This is a genomic window from Mesorhizobium sp. L-8-3 (assembly GCF_016756615.1).
Lineage (GTDB): Bacteria > Pseudomonadota > Alphaproteobacteria > Rhizobiales > Rhizobiaceae.
In genome coordinates this window covers 7,425,703-7,441,413 of record NZ_AP023262.1, presented here as the reverse complement: position 1 = coordinate 7,441,413, position 15,711 = coordinate 7,425,703, and the positions used below count along the sequence as shown (strand labels likewise).

At 61.1% G+C, this 15,711-nt stretch carries 12 protein-coding genes and 5 pseudogenes; 6 read left to right on the top strand and 11 right to left on the bottom strand.

All coding sequences use genetic code 11. The annotated features are described in order from the left end of the window. Positions 1-311: 311 nt before the first annotated feature. From JN302_RS34435 to JN302_RS39460, 4 genes and pseudogenes are all read right to left on the bottom strand, one after another. A pseudogene (locus JN302_RS34435) lies at positions 312-803 on the bottom strand (Tn3 family transposase); the annotation flags it as partial. A gap of 268 nt (positions 804-1,071) precedes the next feature. Next, a complete protein-coding gene (locus JN302_RS34430) occupies positions 1,072-1,884 on the bottom strand; it encodes an arylamine N-acetyltransferase family protein (RefSeq protein ID WP_010913531.1) in 813 nt (270 codons plus the stop codon). A 325-nt stretch (positions 1,885-2,209) separates the two neighbouring features. Next, on the bottom strand, positions 2,210-3,529 hold the full coding sequence (gene hemN, locus JN302_RS34425; protein ID WP_010913532.1) for an oxygen-independent coproporphyrinogen III oxidase: 1,320 nt from the start codon (positions 3,527-3,529) through the stop codon (positions 2,210-2,212). 274 nt (positions 3,530-3,803) lie between these two features. Then, positions 3,804-4,265 carry a hypothetical protein gene (locus JN302_RS39460; RefSeq protein WP_244743673.1) on the bottom strand — a complete coding sequence of 154 codons (462 nt, stop codon included), beginning with the start codon at positions 4,263-4,265 and terminating at the stop codon, positions 3,804-3,806. Between JN302_RS39460 and JN302_RS39455 the strand changes: the two genes are divergently transcribed. Next, positions 4,234-4,419 (top strand): hypothetical protein, encoded by a 186-nt coding sequence (locus tag JN302_RS39455; RefSeq protein WP_202362419.1) that lies wholly within the window; start codon positions 4,234-4,236, stop codon positions 4,417-4,419. The two genes, JN302_RS39460 and JN302_RS39455, sit on opposite strands and share 32 nt — an antisense overlap. A 65-nt stretch (positions 4,420-4,484) precedes the next feature. Here the strand turns inward: JN302_RS39455 and JN302_RS34415 are convergent. Then, a pseudogene (locus JN302_RS34415) lies at positions 4,485-4,744 on the bottom strand (MFS transporter); the annotation flags it as partial. 104 nt (positions 4,745-4,848) lie between these two features. Between JN302_RS34415 and JN302_RS34410 the strand changes: the two are divergent. The 5 genes and pseudogenes from JN302_RS34410 to JN302_RS34390 form a co-directional block, all read left to right on the top strand. Next, positions 4,849-5,226, top strand: a complete 378-nt coding sequence (locus JN302_RS34410; RefSeq protein WP_199201475.1) for a hypothetical protein — start codon at positions 4,849-4,851, stop codon at positions 5,224-5,226. Between the two features lie 41 nt (positions 5,227-5,267). Continuing rightward, on the top strand, positions 5,268-6,785 hold the full coding sequence (locus JN302_RS34405; RefSeq protein WP_244742538.1) for a radical SAM family RiPP maturation amino acid epimerase: 1,518 nt from the start codon (positions 5,268-5,270) through the stop codon (positions 6,783-6,785). A 290-nt stretch (positions 6,786-7,075) separates the two neighbouring features. Next, positions 7,076-7,371, top strand: a pseudogene (locus JN302_RS34400) (acyl carrier protein). After that, positions 7,372-8,582: pseudogene (locus JN302_RS34395) on the top strand (beta-ketoacyl-[acyl-carrier-protein] synthase family protein). A gap of 292 nt (positions 8,583-8,874) precedes the next feature. Beyond that, positions 8,875-9,039: pseudogene (locus JN302_RS34390) on the top strand (SDR family NAD(P)-dependent oxidoreductase); the annotation flags it as partial. A gap of 941 nt (positions 9,040-9,980) precedes the next feature. Here the strand turns inward: JN302_RS34390 and panD are convergent. Genes panD through bioB form a run of 6 tightly spaced genes read right to left on the bottom strand, consistent with a single transcriptional unit; the run spans position 9,981 to position 15,500 of the window. After that, entirely contained in the window at positions 9,981-10,433 is a 453-nt protein-coding gene (gene panD / locus JN302_RS34385) for an aspartate 1-decarboxylase (protein ID WP_010913542.1), read from the bottom strand. A 58-nt stretch (positions 10,434-10,491) separates the two neighbouring features. After that, entirely contained in the window at positions 10,492-11,475 is a 984-nt protein-coding gene (locus JN302_RS34380) for a beta-ketoacyl-ACP synthase III (protein WP_202308803.1), read from the bottom strand. Next, complete coding sequence (locus JN302_RS34375; protein WP_202308802.1) at positions 11,472-12,737, bottom strand: adenosylmethionine--8-amino-7-oxononanoate transaminase; 1,266 nt, start codon at positions 12,735-12,737, stop codon at positions 11,472-11,474. The genes JN302_RS34380 and JN302_RS34375 overlap by 4 nt, the downstream gene beginning before the upstream one ends. After that, a complete protein-coding gene (gene bioD / locus JN302_RS34370; protein ID WP_202308801.1) occupies positions 12,737-13,372 on the bottom strand; it encodes a dethiobiotin synthase in 636 nt (211 codons plus the stop codon). The genes JN302_RS34375 and bioD overlap by 1 nt, the downstream gene beginning before the upstream one ends. Continuing rightward, positions 13,369-14,508 (bottom strand): 8-amino-7-oxononanoate synthase, encoded by a 1,140-nt coding sequence (locus tag JN302_RS34365; protein WP_202330566.1) that lies wholly within the window; start codon positions 14,506-14,508, stop codon positions 13,369-13,371. Before JN302_RS34365 ends, bioD begins: the two co-directional genes overlap by 4 nt. Further along, positions 14,505-15,500 carry a biotin synthase BioB gene (gene bioB, locus JN302_RS34360; RefSeq protein WP_202330565.1) on the bottom strand — a complete coding sequence of 332 codons (996 nt, stop codon included), beginning with the start codon at positions 15,498-15,500 and terminating at the stop codon, positions 14,505-14,507. Before bioB ends, JN302_RS34365 begins: the two co-directional genes overlap by 4 nt. Positions 15,501-15,711: the final 211 nt, after the last annotated feature.

Genomic DNA, 15,711 nt, shown 5'->3' with positions numbered 1-15,711 from the left:
TAGCACTCGCTATTGGGGAGTGCTAAGATGATCGTGAGATAGGCTGTAGGTTCGTACTTAGTCAAGACGGGCGGGGGGACGGACCGGAGGGCAAAAGATGTGGAATCGGCGCGGAAGCCGGACCCCCATTTACGGCGCAATCCCACTGCCTACGCGCGTTTCGGCCGTAAGCTTTGGGCCGACTTTTGTGTCTTATTTGGAATGTGAAATTATGTGAAATTAACGGCCGAGCAGTCGGCCGGAATCGACGGCCAGCCGAACAGTCTTGAGCCTTTTGCAATTCATCCCTAACCTCGGGTTGCATCGCCAAAAGGAGCGCTCATCGCTTCGGAGAACGTGCGGAACTTCCGGTCCTTGAGGTTGCGTAGTCGCGGCGCGAAGCGTTTGCCGATCAGGGCAAACAGCCCGAAGACGTGATCGCTCGCGCCGCCCGTATCGGTGAAGTGTTCCTGGATGTCGAGGATCGTGTCCTGGTCGAACAGCCCATCGAGCACATAGGCTGCCTCGCTTTCGGTCGGGCTGATCGGCAGGATGCTGAAGTAGCCGTACTGATCTGACAGATGGCTATAGAACTTCGAGCCCGGCTCGCTGCCATAGTGCAGATTGACGTCGCCGCGCTTCGCCGCTCGGTCGCTCGCGCGAAAGAACTGCCCATCGGATGACGCGGTCGTTCCATTGCCCCAAAATCGAGAATGTGGATGCCGGGTGTGCGCATCGGTGATGCATGCTTGCGCCGCGCGATAGGTCTCCGACCGGGCATGGAAGGTTCTCATCCAGCCGATCTGGTGAGCGCTAGTAGCGCGCGGTGGACACGGCAGCGCAGCCTGATGCTGGGTCGACTGGTATGCTTGATCGCTTGTGGCGACACCGTAACCGACGCTCACCTTTCCAATTCGGAGATCATGGTTAGAGCTGCCGATTGGCTGCCACCGCTGACGGCTGGTGAGCGGTCTTAAGCGAGCAGGGTCATTTACGTATGGGGCTTCGAGTGATGCCACACACGGTGCCTGCAAAAAGGGCAAATCCGACTGCTGAAAACCGCCGCAGTGCAAGGCTTGACGGCCTTCTTTCCTATACCCGTCCACGCGACCCAAGCTTTTCCCACAACGAATCAATCGTGGACCGAGGAAGGTGCAGCCGAAAAACATCGGACAAGACTCGCTGCAGTTCGCTCTTCGTTTTGAGGGTTTCTGTTTCCTCAATTTGGTTCCGAATCAAGCTGAAATCCTTGTTGAACAAGTTCGCAGGCCCTTCGGCTGTCAGCACGCTCATCATGAGGCTGGATGGAAACGGCGAACGGTCCCAGCGAGCGCAGATGAAGTTGGCGCCCTCAAAATCTGAGGGCAAGGCGGTGGCTCGATCGAAACCATAAAGAGGGAACCATTCATTCCCGTTCTTGCGTTCAACGACGAGTTCTCCGCTGGCGGAGTCAGCTCGCAGGCGAAACACGTCACGGCCAGCTGTTTGCAGTTCCTCTGTATCGATCCGTAGCGGTGCAATCGGTGCTGGACCACCGAAGCCAGCGTCGGCGAGCCAGTCGACGCCCTCGATGGTTAAGATGAATGCCTGGTGTGTGCGTGGCCCACCCTCCGCAGCACCCATACGCACTCTGCAAAGGATGGGCTGGATCGTGAAACCGAGTGCTTCGAGCGCCAAGCCAAACAACTTGTTCAATTCGAAGCAATACCCCCCTCGCCGGGCATTGATCAGTTTGGCCCAGATCGAATTCTCAGTCAGATTGGGTATATCACCCAACAGCACATCGATGTTTTCAAAGGGAATCGCGCGCATTTGAGCCTGCTGAAGGGCAACAAGACCGTCGACCGTTGTCGGCACTCGAGCAAGGCCGATACGATTCAGATAGATCGCAATATTGAATGCCATGGGATGTCCTTAACACCTAGGATTCGTATTCGTTGAACGCCTGCCGAAAGCGCGATGACGTCCCAGGGTTCACGGAGCAGAGTAAGGTGGCCATCTCCCCCTATAGAAGTGAACATGCCGACCATTCCTCGTGTTCGCACTGAACCAAAGCGGCGTTTCGAGCGCTGCAAATACCCCTCGTGATCCGGAAACGCGGGCATTGCTCGTACAGGGCACTGAACATCACGGTGCTGCAAAAACGGGTACACAAAGGACTTCCGATCCACAGCGGATTGCAACAGTCGACCTTCTCAGGCCTCCGCTCATGGTGACTCGCTGTGGCTCACTACGATTGGTCGAGATAAGCGTCGAACGCGGCAGCAACAGAGCGAAGCAAAATGCGATGGCCATGCCGCACGCGGATGAAGCCATTCTCGACGTCCACTATCCCGTCGTCGGCCAGCATCGCCAAGCGCTCAGCTGAATCGAGAAAATGGGTCCAATCAAATCCGTGGGCGGCACAGATTGCCGGTACGTCGGCCTCGAGATCACACATCAGTCGCTCGATGATTGCGCCTCGGACGCGGTCTTCGCCGATGAGACGGTAGCCCTTCGACGTTGCCAAGCGACCAGCTGCGATATGCTGACTATAGGCCTCCAGCGCGCCTGCGTTCTCGACGTAACCCTCTCCAACACGCCCGATAGCCGACGCACCAAAGGCGATCAGGGTTTTGCAGGTGTCGGCAGAGTAACCTTGGGAGTTGCGCCGCAGGCGACCGGTTTTCTGAGCCAATGCGAGCTCGTCGTCCGGCAAGGCGAAGTGGTCGACCCCAATCTCTCGGTAGCCGGCAGCAACCAGCGTCTCGGCGACGGCCGCAGCTTGTTCGGCGCGGGCAGCGCTGTCCGGTAGTCCTGCCTTTTCGATGAGGCGCTGATGTTTATTAGAAGACGGCGTGTGAGCGTATCCGAACACGGCAATCCGCTGCGGGCGCATCGCCACCGCCACCGTGGCGGTCTGGACGCAGGACTGCATCGTCTGATTGGGAAGACCGTAGATGAGATCGATGTTAATGCGGTTTATTCCCTGCTGGCGCAGGTTTTCGACGGCAGTCGCCGTCTGCTCTACACTCTGGATACGATTGATCGCTTTTTGAACACTGGGGTCGAAACTTTGCACGCCGAGGCTCGCGCGGTTCACCCCGGCTGCACTTAAGGCTTCGGCCATCTCCGCGGTGAACGTGCGCGGATCGATCTCGACGGCGATGGCGGTCTTTTGCCTGAACGCGAAGCGGCGGCGTAGAAGCTCCGTCAAGGCGAGGAATTCCGTTGGCTCAAGGAGCGTGGGCGTTCCGCCGCCAAAGTGCACGTCGCTCACGGGCAGCGCCTGCGGCGTTAGCTCTGAGACCAAATGGATCTCGCCGCGCAGCGCCGCCACGTAATTTTGGTTCGGCGGGTCCCGCTGGGTGATGGTAGTAGGGCAGCCGCAATACCAGCACATCGACCGGCAGAACGGAATATGGATATAGAGCGATACGGGATCGTTAGCCGATAGGCCGCCGAGCCATTCCCCATAGGCCTCCGCGCCGATCGCTGCGGAGAACTGCGGTGCAGTTGGATAATTGAAATACCAAGGCAGGCACGCCTCGCTATGTTTTGTCTGTAGCATAGCCGTTTCTCATCTTGATGTTAGCTCCATACCTGCCGCGCTCTCCTATGTCTCTGATCTTCAACTGTCGCGGCGCAACTTGTATTTCCGTCGTGCCAATTAGCCTGTGTACAATAGTCTCCATGGAAGCGCGCACGGGTGCGCTTTATTGGGGCGCTGTTGGCGAAGGGCGGATTTGGTCGGCGCATCTGGTGCAGGTGTTCGATTCCACCCGTAGTGCGCGCCACGTCTCCGCCCTCGCCGCCGGCTTCATCTCGCTTCAATCCACACGGTCCTAAGGCTTGCGCACTATTGTCCATGAGTTTTTGAGACATGTGGGTGTATTCGAGGGCGTAACGGCGGGCGTATCCCTGCAGGTTGCCCTCGGCCTTGGACAGTGCATCGACATCGAGGATGGTGCGCCATTGCGGCTTGCCTGACCTGTAGGATTCCCAGTTCGCACGCCGCCACAAGGCTTGCACGTGCGTCCCGTCCTGCCAGAGTTGTCGATCATGTCGCCTTGCGCAAGGCCGGGCGAAGCAATACGATCGGTGGCCTGTAGGATCTTCAGAATGTCGGCTTGGTATTCTCTGTAGCGCGGATCTTTCGACAGCTTATTGACGGTCGATAGGTTATGCGCCCTGACCCAGGTCATCGCCTCGACGTCGTCGACCTCGTTCAGATAGGCGCGGGGGTCGGTGGCATCGTTAGGAGCCTCGTTGGGGTTGGAACCGATCGCCTTGGCGATGGTGGTCATCTGGGGCTGGGCGGAAGCCGTCATGGCGGTCGCCGTAGCTAAGGCCGTCGCCGTCATTAAGCTGTTCATAGATGTACTGCTGATGGTTAGCTCTTTCGAAAGCCTCGAAAAACGTAGCCGAAGCGATGGAAATGAACCGCTTCGCCTCTTCTAGGCAAGAGCTGTGCCAGTAAGACACGCTTGAATTCGATGGATTATTCTGGGGCGGTGGGCGGCCGTCTAGGATAAGTCGCACCGTAATTGTCGCAAGCGCGACACGCTTGTCGCTTGGGAGCATGCTGCCCAAGCGACAGAGGCGAACGCCACCAGCTTGTTTTGAGACGTGATTCGCCTCAGGTAGCCGTTGCTCATGCCCGCGATGAAAGCACCGGTGCCGAAGCCGCCAATAAAATGCCGTAGACGATCCGTCCGCTCTTCAATTGATTCCGGACGACGAGAGGGAGCAGCGCCAGTATGGAAATGCTGGCCAAGCCGAAAATCAGAGATGTGAGGTTGGTACGGAGCTTGCTGGTACATCAGCCGATCGCTTGTGAGAGCGAGATGGCTGGATAGCTCGGACACTGAGCAGAGGCGGGAATTAGCTATGGCGCGAGCTGACGTAGAGCGATTCATCAACGAGTTGGGAAAAAAAGGCAGTCCGCTTGAAAACCTCAAACGGCGTGCTGGAGGGCTTGCATCGATTGTAGAATTTGCAAAGGACCTCGACTACAACATCACACTCGACGAGGTTAAAGGTTTTATCCGATCGAACAGCCGAGAAAAACCAAATAGCAAGAAGCTTCGCGCGACTGCGGGCCGCAAGGGTGGTTCGAGTGTTTCGACCTTGACCAGCCTTGTACACACCAATGCGTTGGCTAATTGCGCTCCGTGTACGTCCATGAGCCCTGTTAAAGTCGATGGAAAAACTGCAGCGGTCGCGGTCGTTGTCGTTGTTGTGATAGTTGTAGCTGTCGCGAGCTAGCTCTGATCGCATTGGCTCGAAGGAGCCGGTCTGAAGAGAACATGATCGCAAAGCTTGTCAACGAGATAATGCCATCAGGCGGACAAGGGACCGCTGCAAGGGCTCATCTCTACCCTCGGAGCGAACGCTGGCGGCAGATTTTTGATCGGCGCACGCCTAAGGAACGGCGCAGTTTGTCACATATCAAGCGCTTCATGGAGCGGCTGGCCGGTGATGGGAAATTCCGTACGGCGCTTTCCGAGAACCTCGACAACCCTCGGATAGTGACCGCGCGATACGGCATCGAAGTTGACCCAATGGAGATGCTGCCGCTCTGGTGCGGTGACTACCTGAAGTATCGCTTCAAGCCGGAGTCTGCCCCGTGGCCGCTGGCTATGATGTGGGATGAGTATACGCGGGAGATGTTGCGCCATCGCGACCTCCTGCGCGGCCAAGGCGAAATGTCGACTATCAATCCTCGCTTTCATGCCTGGCGCGAGCGCCAAATCCGGCGCTGTAACGACGAAATGGGCGAATTGGCGCCGTCAATCGCGCACTCTGTCATCGCTTTCGAGCTGAGCGAAGGCTGCACCGTCGGTTGCTGGTTCTGTGGCCTCTCGGCGGGTACCTTCAAAGGTTACTATGAATACACTGAGGAGCATGCAGAGGTTTGGCGCGGCGTGCTCCGTGCGGCGAGCGAAATGTTTGGTTCGGCAGTCCGCACTGGCTTCTGTTACTGGGCCACAGACCCGATCGACAACCCGGAGTACGACCGTTTTCTGTTCGACTACCATCAGATCACGGGCGAATTGCCACAAACGACGACGGCGGCCCCGCTCAAGGATCAGGCACTCACCAACCGCGTGCTCGAACTGTTCGAACGCTACGGTCGCGTGACCAATCGTTTCTCAGTGCTAAGCACGGACCATCTTAATCAGATACACGCGGCGTTTTCGCCCGAGGACCTGATGGGGGTCGAACTCATCCTGCAGGGCAAGGACGGGCCGACCGCAAAGGCTTTCACCGGGCGCGCACGAGCGCGGAAGGAGAAACTCAGGGCAGCCGGCAAAGACGCCGCAATCGCCGTGCCGGAGGGCTGTCCCACGACAATCGCCTGTGTTTCTGGCTTTCTCGTGAACATGCGGCAGGGACGTTTACAACTGGTGACGCCGGTACCGGGTAGCGAACGCTGGCCTCTCGGGTACCGAATCGTGGCTCAACGTTTCTTCAGCACGCCCGACGAGTTCCGGGAAGGTCTCGATAGCATCATCGACGAGAATATGCTCGAAAGCCCCGCTCCCAACCGGCCAATTCGCTTCCGCGGAGACCTGCAATACGAGGCAGGGGACCACTGCTTCCATCTCCGCTCACGCAACAGTGAGCATCGAGTGCTCGACGGGGTGGTTCCGATTCCCATTGGCCATCTAATCGCGAGCGGGAACTGTACAGCCTCGGAGCTGATTATGCGGGCCACGGACGGAGCGAGCGTCCTTGCAGTCGCCGACTTGCTCGATCAGCTATACGCGGCTGGGGTGATCGAAGAGGACCTCGACGACATTTCGCTTGGCAAAACGGGATGACGGGCGCGGGCCGCGGGCTTTTTTGTCCGCAACGCCACTGCCCTGCGTCCCGCTCGGGTGAAGCGGGCTATCGCGGCCGGCCTCGACGAAATCGAGGTGCTCGCCGAAGGCTTCGCCAATGACAATGGCGCCAAGCTTACCGGACCGCTCTATGCCGACGGTTGGCATTGAAGTCATTGGCGAGCCAGGCCGGCGTGGCGTTCCCCTCACGGATCATCTGGTCCCACCTCCAGGTCATCGAACGCGATGTTGCCCGCTCGGCTCTCGCGGATGAAGGCGTGAAGCGGCTGATGACCATTCCCGGCGGGGCTGCGAAGCCCCTGAGCCACGCGACCGAAAGCGGCGCAACAGGGAACCGCGTCGAATCGGAGAGCGGCGAGAGTGTGTCCACCATCGGCGAAATAACGACTGCCACGGAACTGACCTCGCTCGGAGTCGATTCGCTGGGTCTGGCGGATCTCCTCTGGGATGTGGAGCAGGCCTACGACATCAAGATCGACATGACGCGGCTGACGCCTGGTCGAATCTCAAGAATGTCGGCGACATGGTGGAAGCCGTCCGCGGTTTGCTCGCGAAGGAGGTCTGATTGGACAGGCGAGTCGTCATTACTGGGATAGGGGGGCTTTGCGGCTAGGCAACAACGCCGCCTCTATCTGGAAAGAGATGCGCGAAGGTCGCTCCGCCATCCGCCCGATGGTCACTTCCGCGCTTCATGAGATGAAGGGGACTGTCGGTACCGAGATCAAGGAGCTGCCCGAGCACGACATCGGCCGCAACCAGCTCGTCTCCATGGACCGCCACAGCTTGCTCGCTGTGCTTGCAGCGCGTGAAGCCATGCAGCACGCCGGACTTTCCTGCGATAAGGGAAATCCGTATCGCTTCGGCGCGACAGTGGGCGTCTGCGGCTGGGGCTGGGGAACGGTCGAAGAAACCTACCGTGACCTCCTTTTGGGCGGCGCGAAGCGTGCTGGCATTTACACTGCACCAAGGGGGTTGCCGAGCGCCGCTGCCAGCCAGGTCAGCATGAGTCTCGGCCTGCGCGGCCCGGTCTTTGCCATCGCCTCCGCATGCGCATCAGCCAACCATGCGATCGCTTCGGCCGCGGATCAGATCAAGCTCGGCCGGGCCGACGTGATGCTTGCCGGAGGCGCCGAAGCGCATTGCTTCCCATGCCTTCAGATGAAGGCATGGGAAGCAATGCGCGCGCTCGCTCCAGATACGTGCCGGCCCTTCTCCGCCGACAGGAAGGGAGTGGTGATAGGCGAGGGTGCGGGCATGGCCGTGCTGGAAAGCTATGAGCATGCCGCCGTGCGCGGTGCCACAATCCTTGCCGAGATCGCAGGCATCGGCCTTTCCGGCGACGCCTTCCACATCGTCGCGCCGTCTGTCGAGCGGCCGGAGGCCGCGATCCGCGCTTGCCTTGCCGACGCCGGGCTGAATGCGGAGGACGTGGACTACCTAAACGCCCACGGCACCGGCACCAAGGCCAACGATCAGACTGAGACGGCGGCGATCAAGCGCGTCTTCGGAGACTATGCCTATTCGATGTCTGTCTCGTCCACCAAGTCCATGTACGCGCATTGCCTGGGCGCAGCGAGCGCACTTGAAATGATCGCCTCCGTGATGGCGATCCAGGAGGGCATTGTGCCGCCGACCGCGAACTATCGCGAGCCAGACCCCGATTGCGATCTCGACGTCACGCCCAATGTGGCGCGCGAGCGCAAGGTGCGCGTGGCACTGAGCAACGCTTTCGCCATGGGCGGCATGAACGCAGTTCTGGCGTTCAAGCAAGTGTAGAAGGCATGCGAGATGCCTCCAGTAACTCTATCTCTCGTTTCCAAATGCTTGCCGGATCACGATTGTGAAGGACGTGCCCTTGGACCGCCTCGGTGAATGCGCCAATTGGCAGCGGAAGCTGGACAAGCCGGGGCCCCATCCTTTGCAAAATTCTCAACTGTTGAAGCGACGTCGACGTACCGCTACCCGGAAGGTTAAGCGAGCCCTTCGAGTTCGGCTCGATGGCCTGTCCAAAGCTGTATCCGATAATATCTGAAAGGCGCATGGCCGCCAGTGACCGCTTCCGTGGAAGACCGGCCGCAACGCGCTCGTCACCGGAGCAAATGGTGGAATCGGCGAGGCCGTGGCGCGGACGCTGCACGCGCAGGGCGCAACCGTCGGCCTGCACGGCACGCGTGTCGAAAAGCTCGAGATGTTGGCTGCCGAGCTTGGCGGGCGGACAAGACTGTTTCCGGCGATTGCCGGGTGATCGCGCTGAGGCACCAGAGCGGCAGATTTTTTGCAGAGGTACTCGGACTGAATACGCGTTCCCATTCACGTTAGCTGTGGATAACAAGGCTGAATTAACATGCAAAATCTGCGCATCTAAATCGATTTGAGCACTCACGGACGTTGCGGACCAGAATCGCCGTCACCCTGAAATCGACAAGGCATCGGCTATCCCAAAATCGGGGCTTGACGTTACGTAAGGTCCTATGTTTTCCGATGTGCAGGAACGACTTCCAGTCTCAGCCCAAGGGCGACGAAAATGAGGGGCAGCAATGGTGGCTGGCGAACCTAATGACGTGCGCGTCAAGCGTTGTGGTGGGGGATGGGTTGTTCATATTGTCGAGGACGGCAAACTGACAGTTCTTCGGTTCAAGACACAGTTTCCCGCCGAAAATTACGCCGATGGCCAACGAGCCAGGCTCGGTCTTGCTGCCAAGCCACCGATCGACGAACCTGATATGTAACCGGATCAGGCGTCGGATGGCTGGTGAGCCTTGGCGCCGGCGGGAAACACTTGCCGAAGGCCCACCTCAATGCTGCTTGCGGCCGTTCGGCTAGCCATATTCGCGATGATGGTTGGCACCGCTGCCGATGCGGAAGACGGTAGCCTGCTTGATCGACACGGCGGCAAAGATCATGAAAAGCCAGGTCGTCAAGGACCCGGCCGCGGCGCTTGAGAAAGCAGCAAGAATTTGCAAGCCGCCACCGCAAGTAACCTGAGACAAGGGTCAGACATGCAAACCGCTGTTCGCGGATCAGCAGCTGCGAGACATTGCGCCATCCCACGAAGGCCCACGGTGCCCAAGGCGTGGTGGGCATCAGCCTTTCGAAGCTGAGCATCAGCAACTTCGTCGAGTCTTGGACCAGACGCTCTTCAGTGCCGAGGCTCGCACATCTGTGGAGCGCGGCTCACGCCCCGGAGACCAGGGCAGGAATGACCAAAGGCTCATCCGCCTCGTCAAGAATGGCGAAACTGTAACGGCCGTCTGTGTCAATATCGACGGAGTAGCTCAGGCGGTCGAGTATGTGGTTATCCTGGTCGAACGTGACGATGCGCGGCTTCAGCGAAGTGATATGCGCTTCGTCCAGGTAGATGGAGTTGCAGACGATAATCGGGTCGTCGGGCTGACAGGTGCGAGCCGCCGCTCCGTTGAGGATGCAGCACCGTGAGCCGCGCTCGCCGAGGATGACATAGGTCGAAATCCGCGCACCGGAATTCTTGTTCCATATCTCCACGAATTCCATCGGCAGGATCCCGGCTGCCTCGCAGTGGTCGGGGTCGAGCGTTATCGAACCATGGTAGTTGAGGTTCGCTTCTGTGACGTGGATGCCGTGCAGCTTGCCGGCGACTAGTTTTCGCATTGGTCGTTGTCCCTGTATTCATCGTTCAAGGTCAGTCTTGGCAGTTCGGTTCGCGCGGCTAAATTCCAACGACGAGCGCACCGCCGCTAAGACCCGCACCCGCGGCCGCCAGAAGAACCTTCTCCCCCGGCCGGAACGGCGCCGCCCGATGGGCGAGCGACAGCGAGAGCGGGATCGTCGCGGCGGAAGAGTTGCCATACTCGGCGATCGTCTTGACGATCGCTTCATCGGCGATGCCGAGGTTTCGCCCGACCGCATCGAAAATGCGGGCATTGGCCTGGTGCGGTACGAACCGATCGATGTCCTGCGGCCGCATCCGGGCCGCCGCGAGTGCGTCCTGCGAGCAGGCAGTCATCATCTCAACCGCCTTGGCGAACACTTCGCGGCCGTCGGTGATCGTCATGCGGGTCTGCTCGAGATCGAGCTCGCCATGGAACGGGGTGTTGCTTCCGCCTGCCGGGATCTGGATCAGCCCGTAGCGCGAGCCGTCGGAATCCACCGAAGCGCCGAGAATACCCTGATAGGGATCCTCGCAAGGACCGATCACCAGGGCGCCGGCGGCATCGGCGAAAAGGACTGAGCTCGCGCGCTCGGCTGGATTGATGCGGCGGCTGAGGATGTTGGCGGCGATGACCAGCGCTGGTTTGCCGTGCAGGCGGGTGAACCCGTCCGCGAACATCAGCGCATAGACGAAGCCGGCGCAGGCGCCGGTCAGATCGACCGCGCCTGCGCGGCCAAGGCCGAGCTTGTGCGCGACCAAGGGTGCACTGGGCGGCAGAAGGTGATCGGGCGTCGAGGTGGCGAGCAACAAAAGACCGATGTCGCCACGGTCGATACCGGCGCTCGCCAGCGCCATGTCGCCGGCTTGCGCGGCAAGGCCCGACAGCGTGTCTTCGTCCGTGGCCCAGAAGCGCGACTGTATCCCGGTGCGCCGCTCGATCCAGCCGGGTTCTAGCCCGAGACTGTTTTCGATTTCCGGGTTCTCGACCTTGCGTGCCGGCGCATGATGGCCGAACCCGAGAAGGCGCGCCGATTTGCTCACGGCTTGGCGCCGAAGCGTTCGCCGGCCTCCTCGATGGCGTTGTAGAGTCCGTCGAGCGCGTCGCCGGTGATGCAATAGGGCGGCATGAGATAGAGGACATTGCCGAGCGGGCGCACCAGCAGCCCGCGCTCGAGGAAGAATGCGCGCAGCTTCGGTCCGATCTCGGCCAGATAGCCGGCGGAGCCGGTGCGCAGATCGAGGGCTGCGATCGTGCCCGTGGCGCGGCAGTCGGTAAAATACGGATTGTCCCGAAAGCGTTGCAGCCCAGCGGTCTGCATTCCGCTCAGCGCCGCGATACGCTCGGCCACCGGCTCGTCACGCCAGATCTCGACATTGGCGAGCGCCGCCGCACAGGCCATCGGATTGGCGGTGTAGGAGCTCGAGTGGAAAAACGTCTTCTTCCGGTCCGTCGAATAATGGGCCTGGAAGATGGCATCGGTCGCAAGCGTGGCCGCCAGCGGGATCACGCCGCCGGTCAGGCCCTTTGAGGTGCACAGGATATCCGGAGAGATTGCTGCCTGCTCGCAGGCGAACATGGCTCCGGTACGGCCCCAGCCGGTCATAACCTCGTCGGCGATCAGCAGCGTGCCAGAGGCCTCGGCGATCTTCTTCAACTCGGTGAGAACCCAGGCCGGATACATCAGCATGCCGCCGGCGCCAAGCACCAGCGGCTCGACGATCAGCGCGGCGGCGTGCCGGTCGCGGGAGACGGCCTCGAACCGGTCCAGCGTGTCCTGCTCGCGCCCGGCGGCAGGGAAGGGGATGGTGTCGACTTCGAACAGCAGCGGCTCGTAGGCAGCGTTGAACACGCCGCGGGCGCCGACGCTCATCGTGCCGATCGTGTCGCCATGATAGCTGTGCTCCATGACGACGATGCGCGAGCGCGGCGCACCGATGTTGCGGAAATAGCCAAGCGCCATCTTCAGCGCGACCTCGACCGAGGTCGAGCCGCTGTCGGAGTAGAACACCCAGTCGAGGCCGGGCGGAGCGAGACCGACAAGCGCCTTGGCCAGGCGCTCGGCCGGCTCGTGGGTGAAGCCGGCGAAGATGATCTGGTCGAGGCTCGCTGCGGTCGTCTCGATGGCCTTGATGATGCGGGGATGGCGGTGGCCGTGGGTGACGACCCACCAGGAGGAAATGGCATCCAGGATGCGCGTGCCGTCGGCCTTGTGGAGGTAGGCGCCTTCCGTCCGGACGATTTCAGGGATCGCCTGCTCGAGCGCGTGCTGGGTGAACGGATGCCAGACTTGAGACTGCGACATCATTCGCCTCCTGCGATCGCTGTGAGGTCGAAGCCGGCAACCATCGCTTCCCGCAGCGTCCCGCTCGTCAGCGGATCGAGCAGCGGCAGCCTGCCAAGCTGGCGCACGCCGCTGAATTCCACGATTGTTCTCTGCGTATCGGCCACCTCATCGCCGATGAAGGCAATGCCGATGAGCGGGATGGAACGAGCCCTGAGCGCCTCGATCGACAACAAGGTGTGATTGATGGTGCCGAGCTTGGTACGGGCGCACAGGATGACCGGCACCCGCCACTGAGCGAATATGTCGATGAACTTGGTGCGCCGGTTGAGCGGCACCATCAGTCCCCCGGCACCTTCGATGACGATCGGACCCGGCAAGTCCGGAAGCGAGAGCTCTGCGACGTCGATCGCGACGCCGTCGAGTTCAGCTGAACGATGCGGCGACAGCGGCTCCTTCAGGCGATACACTTCGGGCAGGATCCGCCCCATCGGCAGGCCGGCGAGCCGTTCCACGACCTGGCTGTCAGTCTCCTCGTCGAGCCCCGATTGCACCGGCTTCCAGTAGAAGCCGTCGAGCAGGCCGGTGAGCCCGGCCGAAAACACCGTCTTGCCGATGCCGGTATCCGTTCCGGTGATAACGATGCGCTTGGTCATGCCGTGGCCAACACCTCGACGAGCGCCTCGACCATGGCGCAAATGTCGGCTTCGTCGACATTGAGCGTCAGCGAGATGCGCAACCGCGACGTGCCCTCGGGCACCGTCGGCGGACGAATGCCGCGTATGTCGAAACCGCGTGCCTGCAGCGCCGCCGCCACGGCCATGGTGCGCCTGTTGTCGCCGATGACAAAGGGCTGGATCTGCGAGCCGCTGGGTGCCACGCCGCAGCGCTCGGCCAATTGGCGGCCCGCGAAGGCAACGCGCGCCCGCAACTGGACACGGCGTTGAGGCTCATCGGACAGCATGGCAATCGCCTCGCGCGCTGCCACGGCCATCAGCGGCGATGGCGCGGTGGAGTAGATGAATGGCCGGCAGCGGTTGACGAGATAATCGCACAGCAGTCCCGGCCCGGTAACCAGCGCACCGGACGCACCGAGCGCCTTGCCGCATGTATGGAGCGCAATGATGTTGTCGCGGCCCTCGAAAGCAGCGGCAAGGCCTCGGCCCTCCGGTCCCCAGACGCCGGTGGCATGCGCCTCGTCGACGACGATGAATGCCTCGTGCCGATCGGCAAGCGCGACCAGGCTTTCCATCGGCGCGCGGTCGCCATCCATGCTGTAAAGGCTTTCGACCACGATCCAGACGCGTCCGGTGCCACCCTCGGCGCGCCAGCGCGTGATCGCATCCTCGAAGGCATCGACGTCGTTGTGCGCGGCGAGCTTGAACTCGGCACGGCCAGCGCGGGCCCCCTCATGCATGCTGGCATGGGCGAGCTCGTCGAGGACCAAAAAGTCGCCCTTCTGGGGCAGGGCGGTCAGCAGGGCGAAGTTGGCAACATAGCCGCTACCGAAGAACAGCGCGCGGTCAGCTCCGAAGAACACCGCCGCGTCAGCCTCCAGGGCCTCGTGCTCAGGCGCGTTGCCGCGCAACAGCCGCGACCCGGTGGCGCCGACCGGCGTGCCCTGCGCGATCGCCGCCGCAACCGCGTCGCCAAGCCTTCTCGAGGCGGCGAGCCCGAGATAGTCGTTCGATGAGAAATCGAGGCCGGCGCGCGGCGCCAGTATCCGCAACCGGTCCTTGCGCGCCAGTCCCTGCAAGGTCGCGTCATAGCGGGCAAGCGGTGCCCCGTTCATTGCGCCTCGAGTTCCATCGGCTCGATGCCGAGACGGCGGAAGAGAAGGCTATCCTTGTCCTCGCCGGGATTGTTCGCCGTCAGCAGTGTGTCGCCGACGAAGATCGAGTTGGCGCCGGCAAAGAAGCACAGCGCCTGCATCTCGTCGGTCATGGCGGTGCGGCCGGCCGAAAGCCGGACATGCGATTTCGGCATCATGATGCGGGCCAGCGCGATCACGCGCACGAATTCGATCGGCTCGATGGGTTTGGCCTCGGCCAGCGGAGTGCCCTCGATCGGGATCAGCATGTTGATCGGAACGCTTTCGGGATGCTCCGGCAGATTGGCCAGCGTCACCAGCATGTCGATTCGGTCCACCGGCTCTTCGCCCATGCCGACAATGCCGCCGCAGCAGACCTTGATGCCGCTGTCGCGGACATTGGCCAGCGTATCCAGGCGGTCGGCAAACGTCCGGGTCGAGATGACCTCTTTGTAGTAGCGCTCGGACGTGTCGATGTTGTGGTTGTAGTAGTCGAGGCCAGCCTCTTTCAGCCGCTGCGCCTGGCCGAGGTCGAGCATGCCGAGCGTCATGCAGGTCTCCATGCCCAGCGCCTTGACGCCTTCGACCATCGCCACGACCGCATCCATGTCGCGCGCCTTGGGATTGCGCCAGGCAGCGCCCATGCAATAGCGGGTGGCGCCGGCGTCTCGCGCCTTTGTCGCCTCGGCGATGACGCGCCTGACCTCCATCAGCTTCGACGCCTTCAACCCGCTCTCGTGGTGCGCCGACTGGCTGCAATAGCCGCAATCCTCCGGGCAACCGCCCGTCTTGATGCTGAGAAGCCGGCTGAGCTGGACCTTGTTGGGGTCGAAATTCCGGCGGTGAACGGTCTGCGCCTGAAACAAAAGGTCGTTGAATGGCGCGTCGTGGAGCGCTTGGGCTTCCGCTCGCGTCCAAGGGGGAAGCGCCCAACCGATTGGATCCGAGGTCAGGTCTGGGCTGAGTTCGTTCATAAAATCTTGTTCTCCATAATCTTCCGTCCTTGACCTGGAGCGTTGCAGTGGATGCTGAAGACCAGGCGCATGCCAGCGGGAAGTCTTCTATCGAAACGCGACTGGTGGCGCTCTTGAGCGGACTCTCCAACTGCTGCCCGCAGGCTCAACTCACGTCATCCGTGGGGATTACGGTTTCCGTTATATTACTCTGAGCACAGGAATGCTCCTT

Bases quoted from the DNA above. Each gene is read 5' to 3' on its own strand.
- JN302_RS34430 (WP_010913531.1), bottom strand. From the start codon at position 1,884: ATGGCATTCAATATTGCGATCTATCTGAATCGTATCGGCCTTGCTCGA.
- hemN (WP_010913532.1), bottom strand. From the start codon at position 3,529: ATGCTACAGACAAAACATAGCGAGGCGTGCCTGCCTTGGTATTTCAAT.
- JN302_RS39460 (WP_244743673.1), bottom strand. From the start codon at position 4,265: ATGACCACCATCGCCAAGGCGATCGGTTCCAACCCCAACGAGGCTCCT.
- JN302_RS34410 (WP_199201475.1), top strand. From the start codon at position 4,849: ATGGCGCGAGCTGACGTAGAGCGATTCATCAACGAGTTGGGAAAAAAA.
- JN302_RS34405 (WP_244742538.1), top strand. From the start codon at position 5,268: ATGATCGCAAAGCTTGTCAACGAGATAATGCCATCAGGCGGACAAGGG.
- panD (WP_010913542.1), bottom strand. From the start codon at position 10,433: ATGCGAAAACTAGTCGCCGGCAAGCTGCACGGCATCCACGTCACAGAA.
- JN302_RS34375 (WP_202308802.1), bottom strand. From the start codon at position 12,737: ATGTCGCAGTCTCAAGTCTGGCATCCGTTCACCCAGCACGCGCTCGAG.
- bioD (WP_202308801.1), bottom strand. From the start codon at position 13,372: ATGACCAAGCGCATCGTTATCACCGGAACGGATACCGGCATCGGCAAG.
- JN302_RS34365 (WP_202330566.1), bottom strand. From the start codon at position 14,508: ATGAACGGGGCACCGCTTGCCCGCTATGACGCGACCTTGCAGGGACTG.
- bioB (WP_202330565.1), bottom strand. From the start codon at position 15,500: ATGAACGAACTCAGCCCAGACCTGACCTCGGATCCAATCGGTTGGGCG.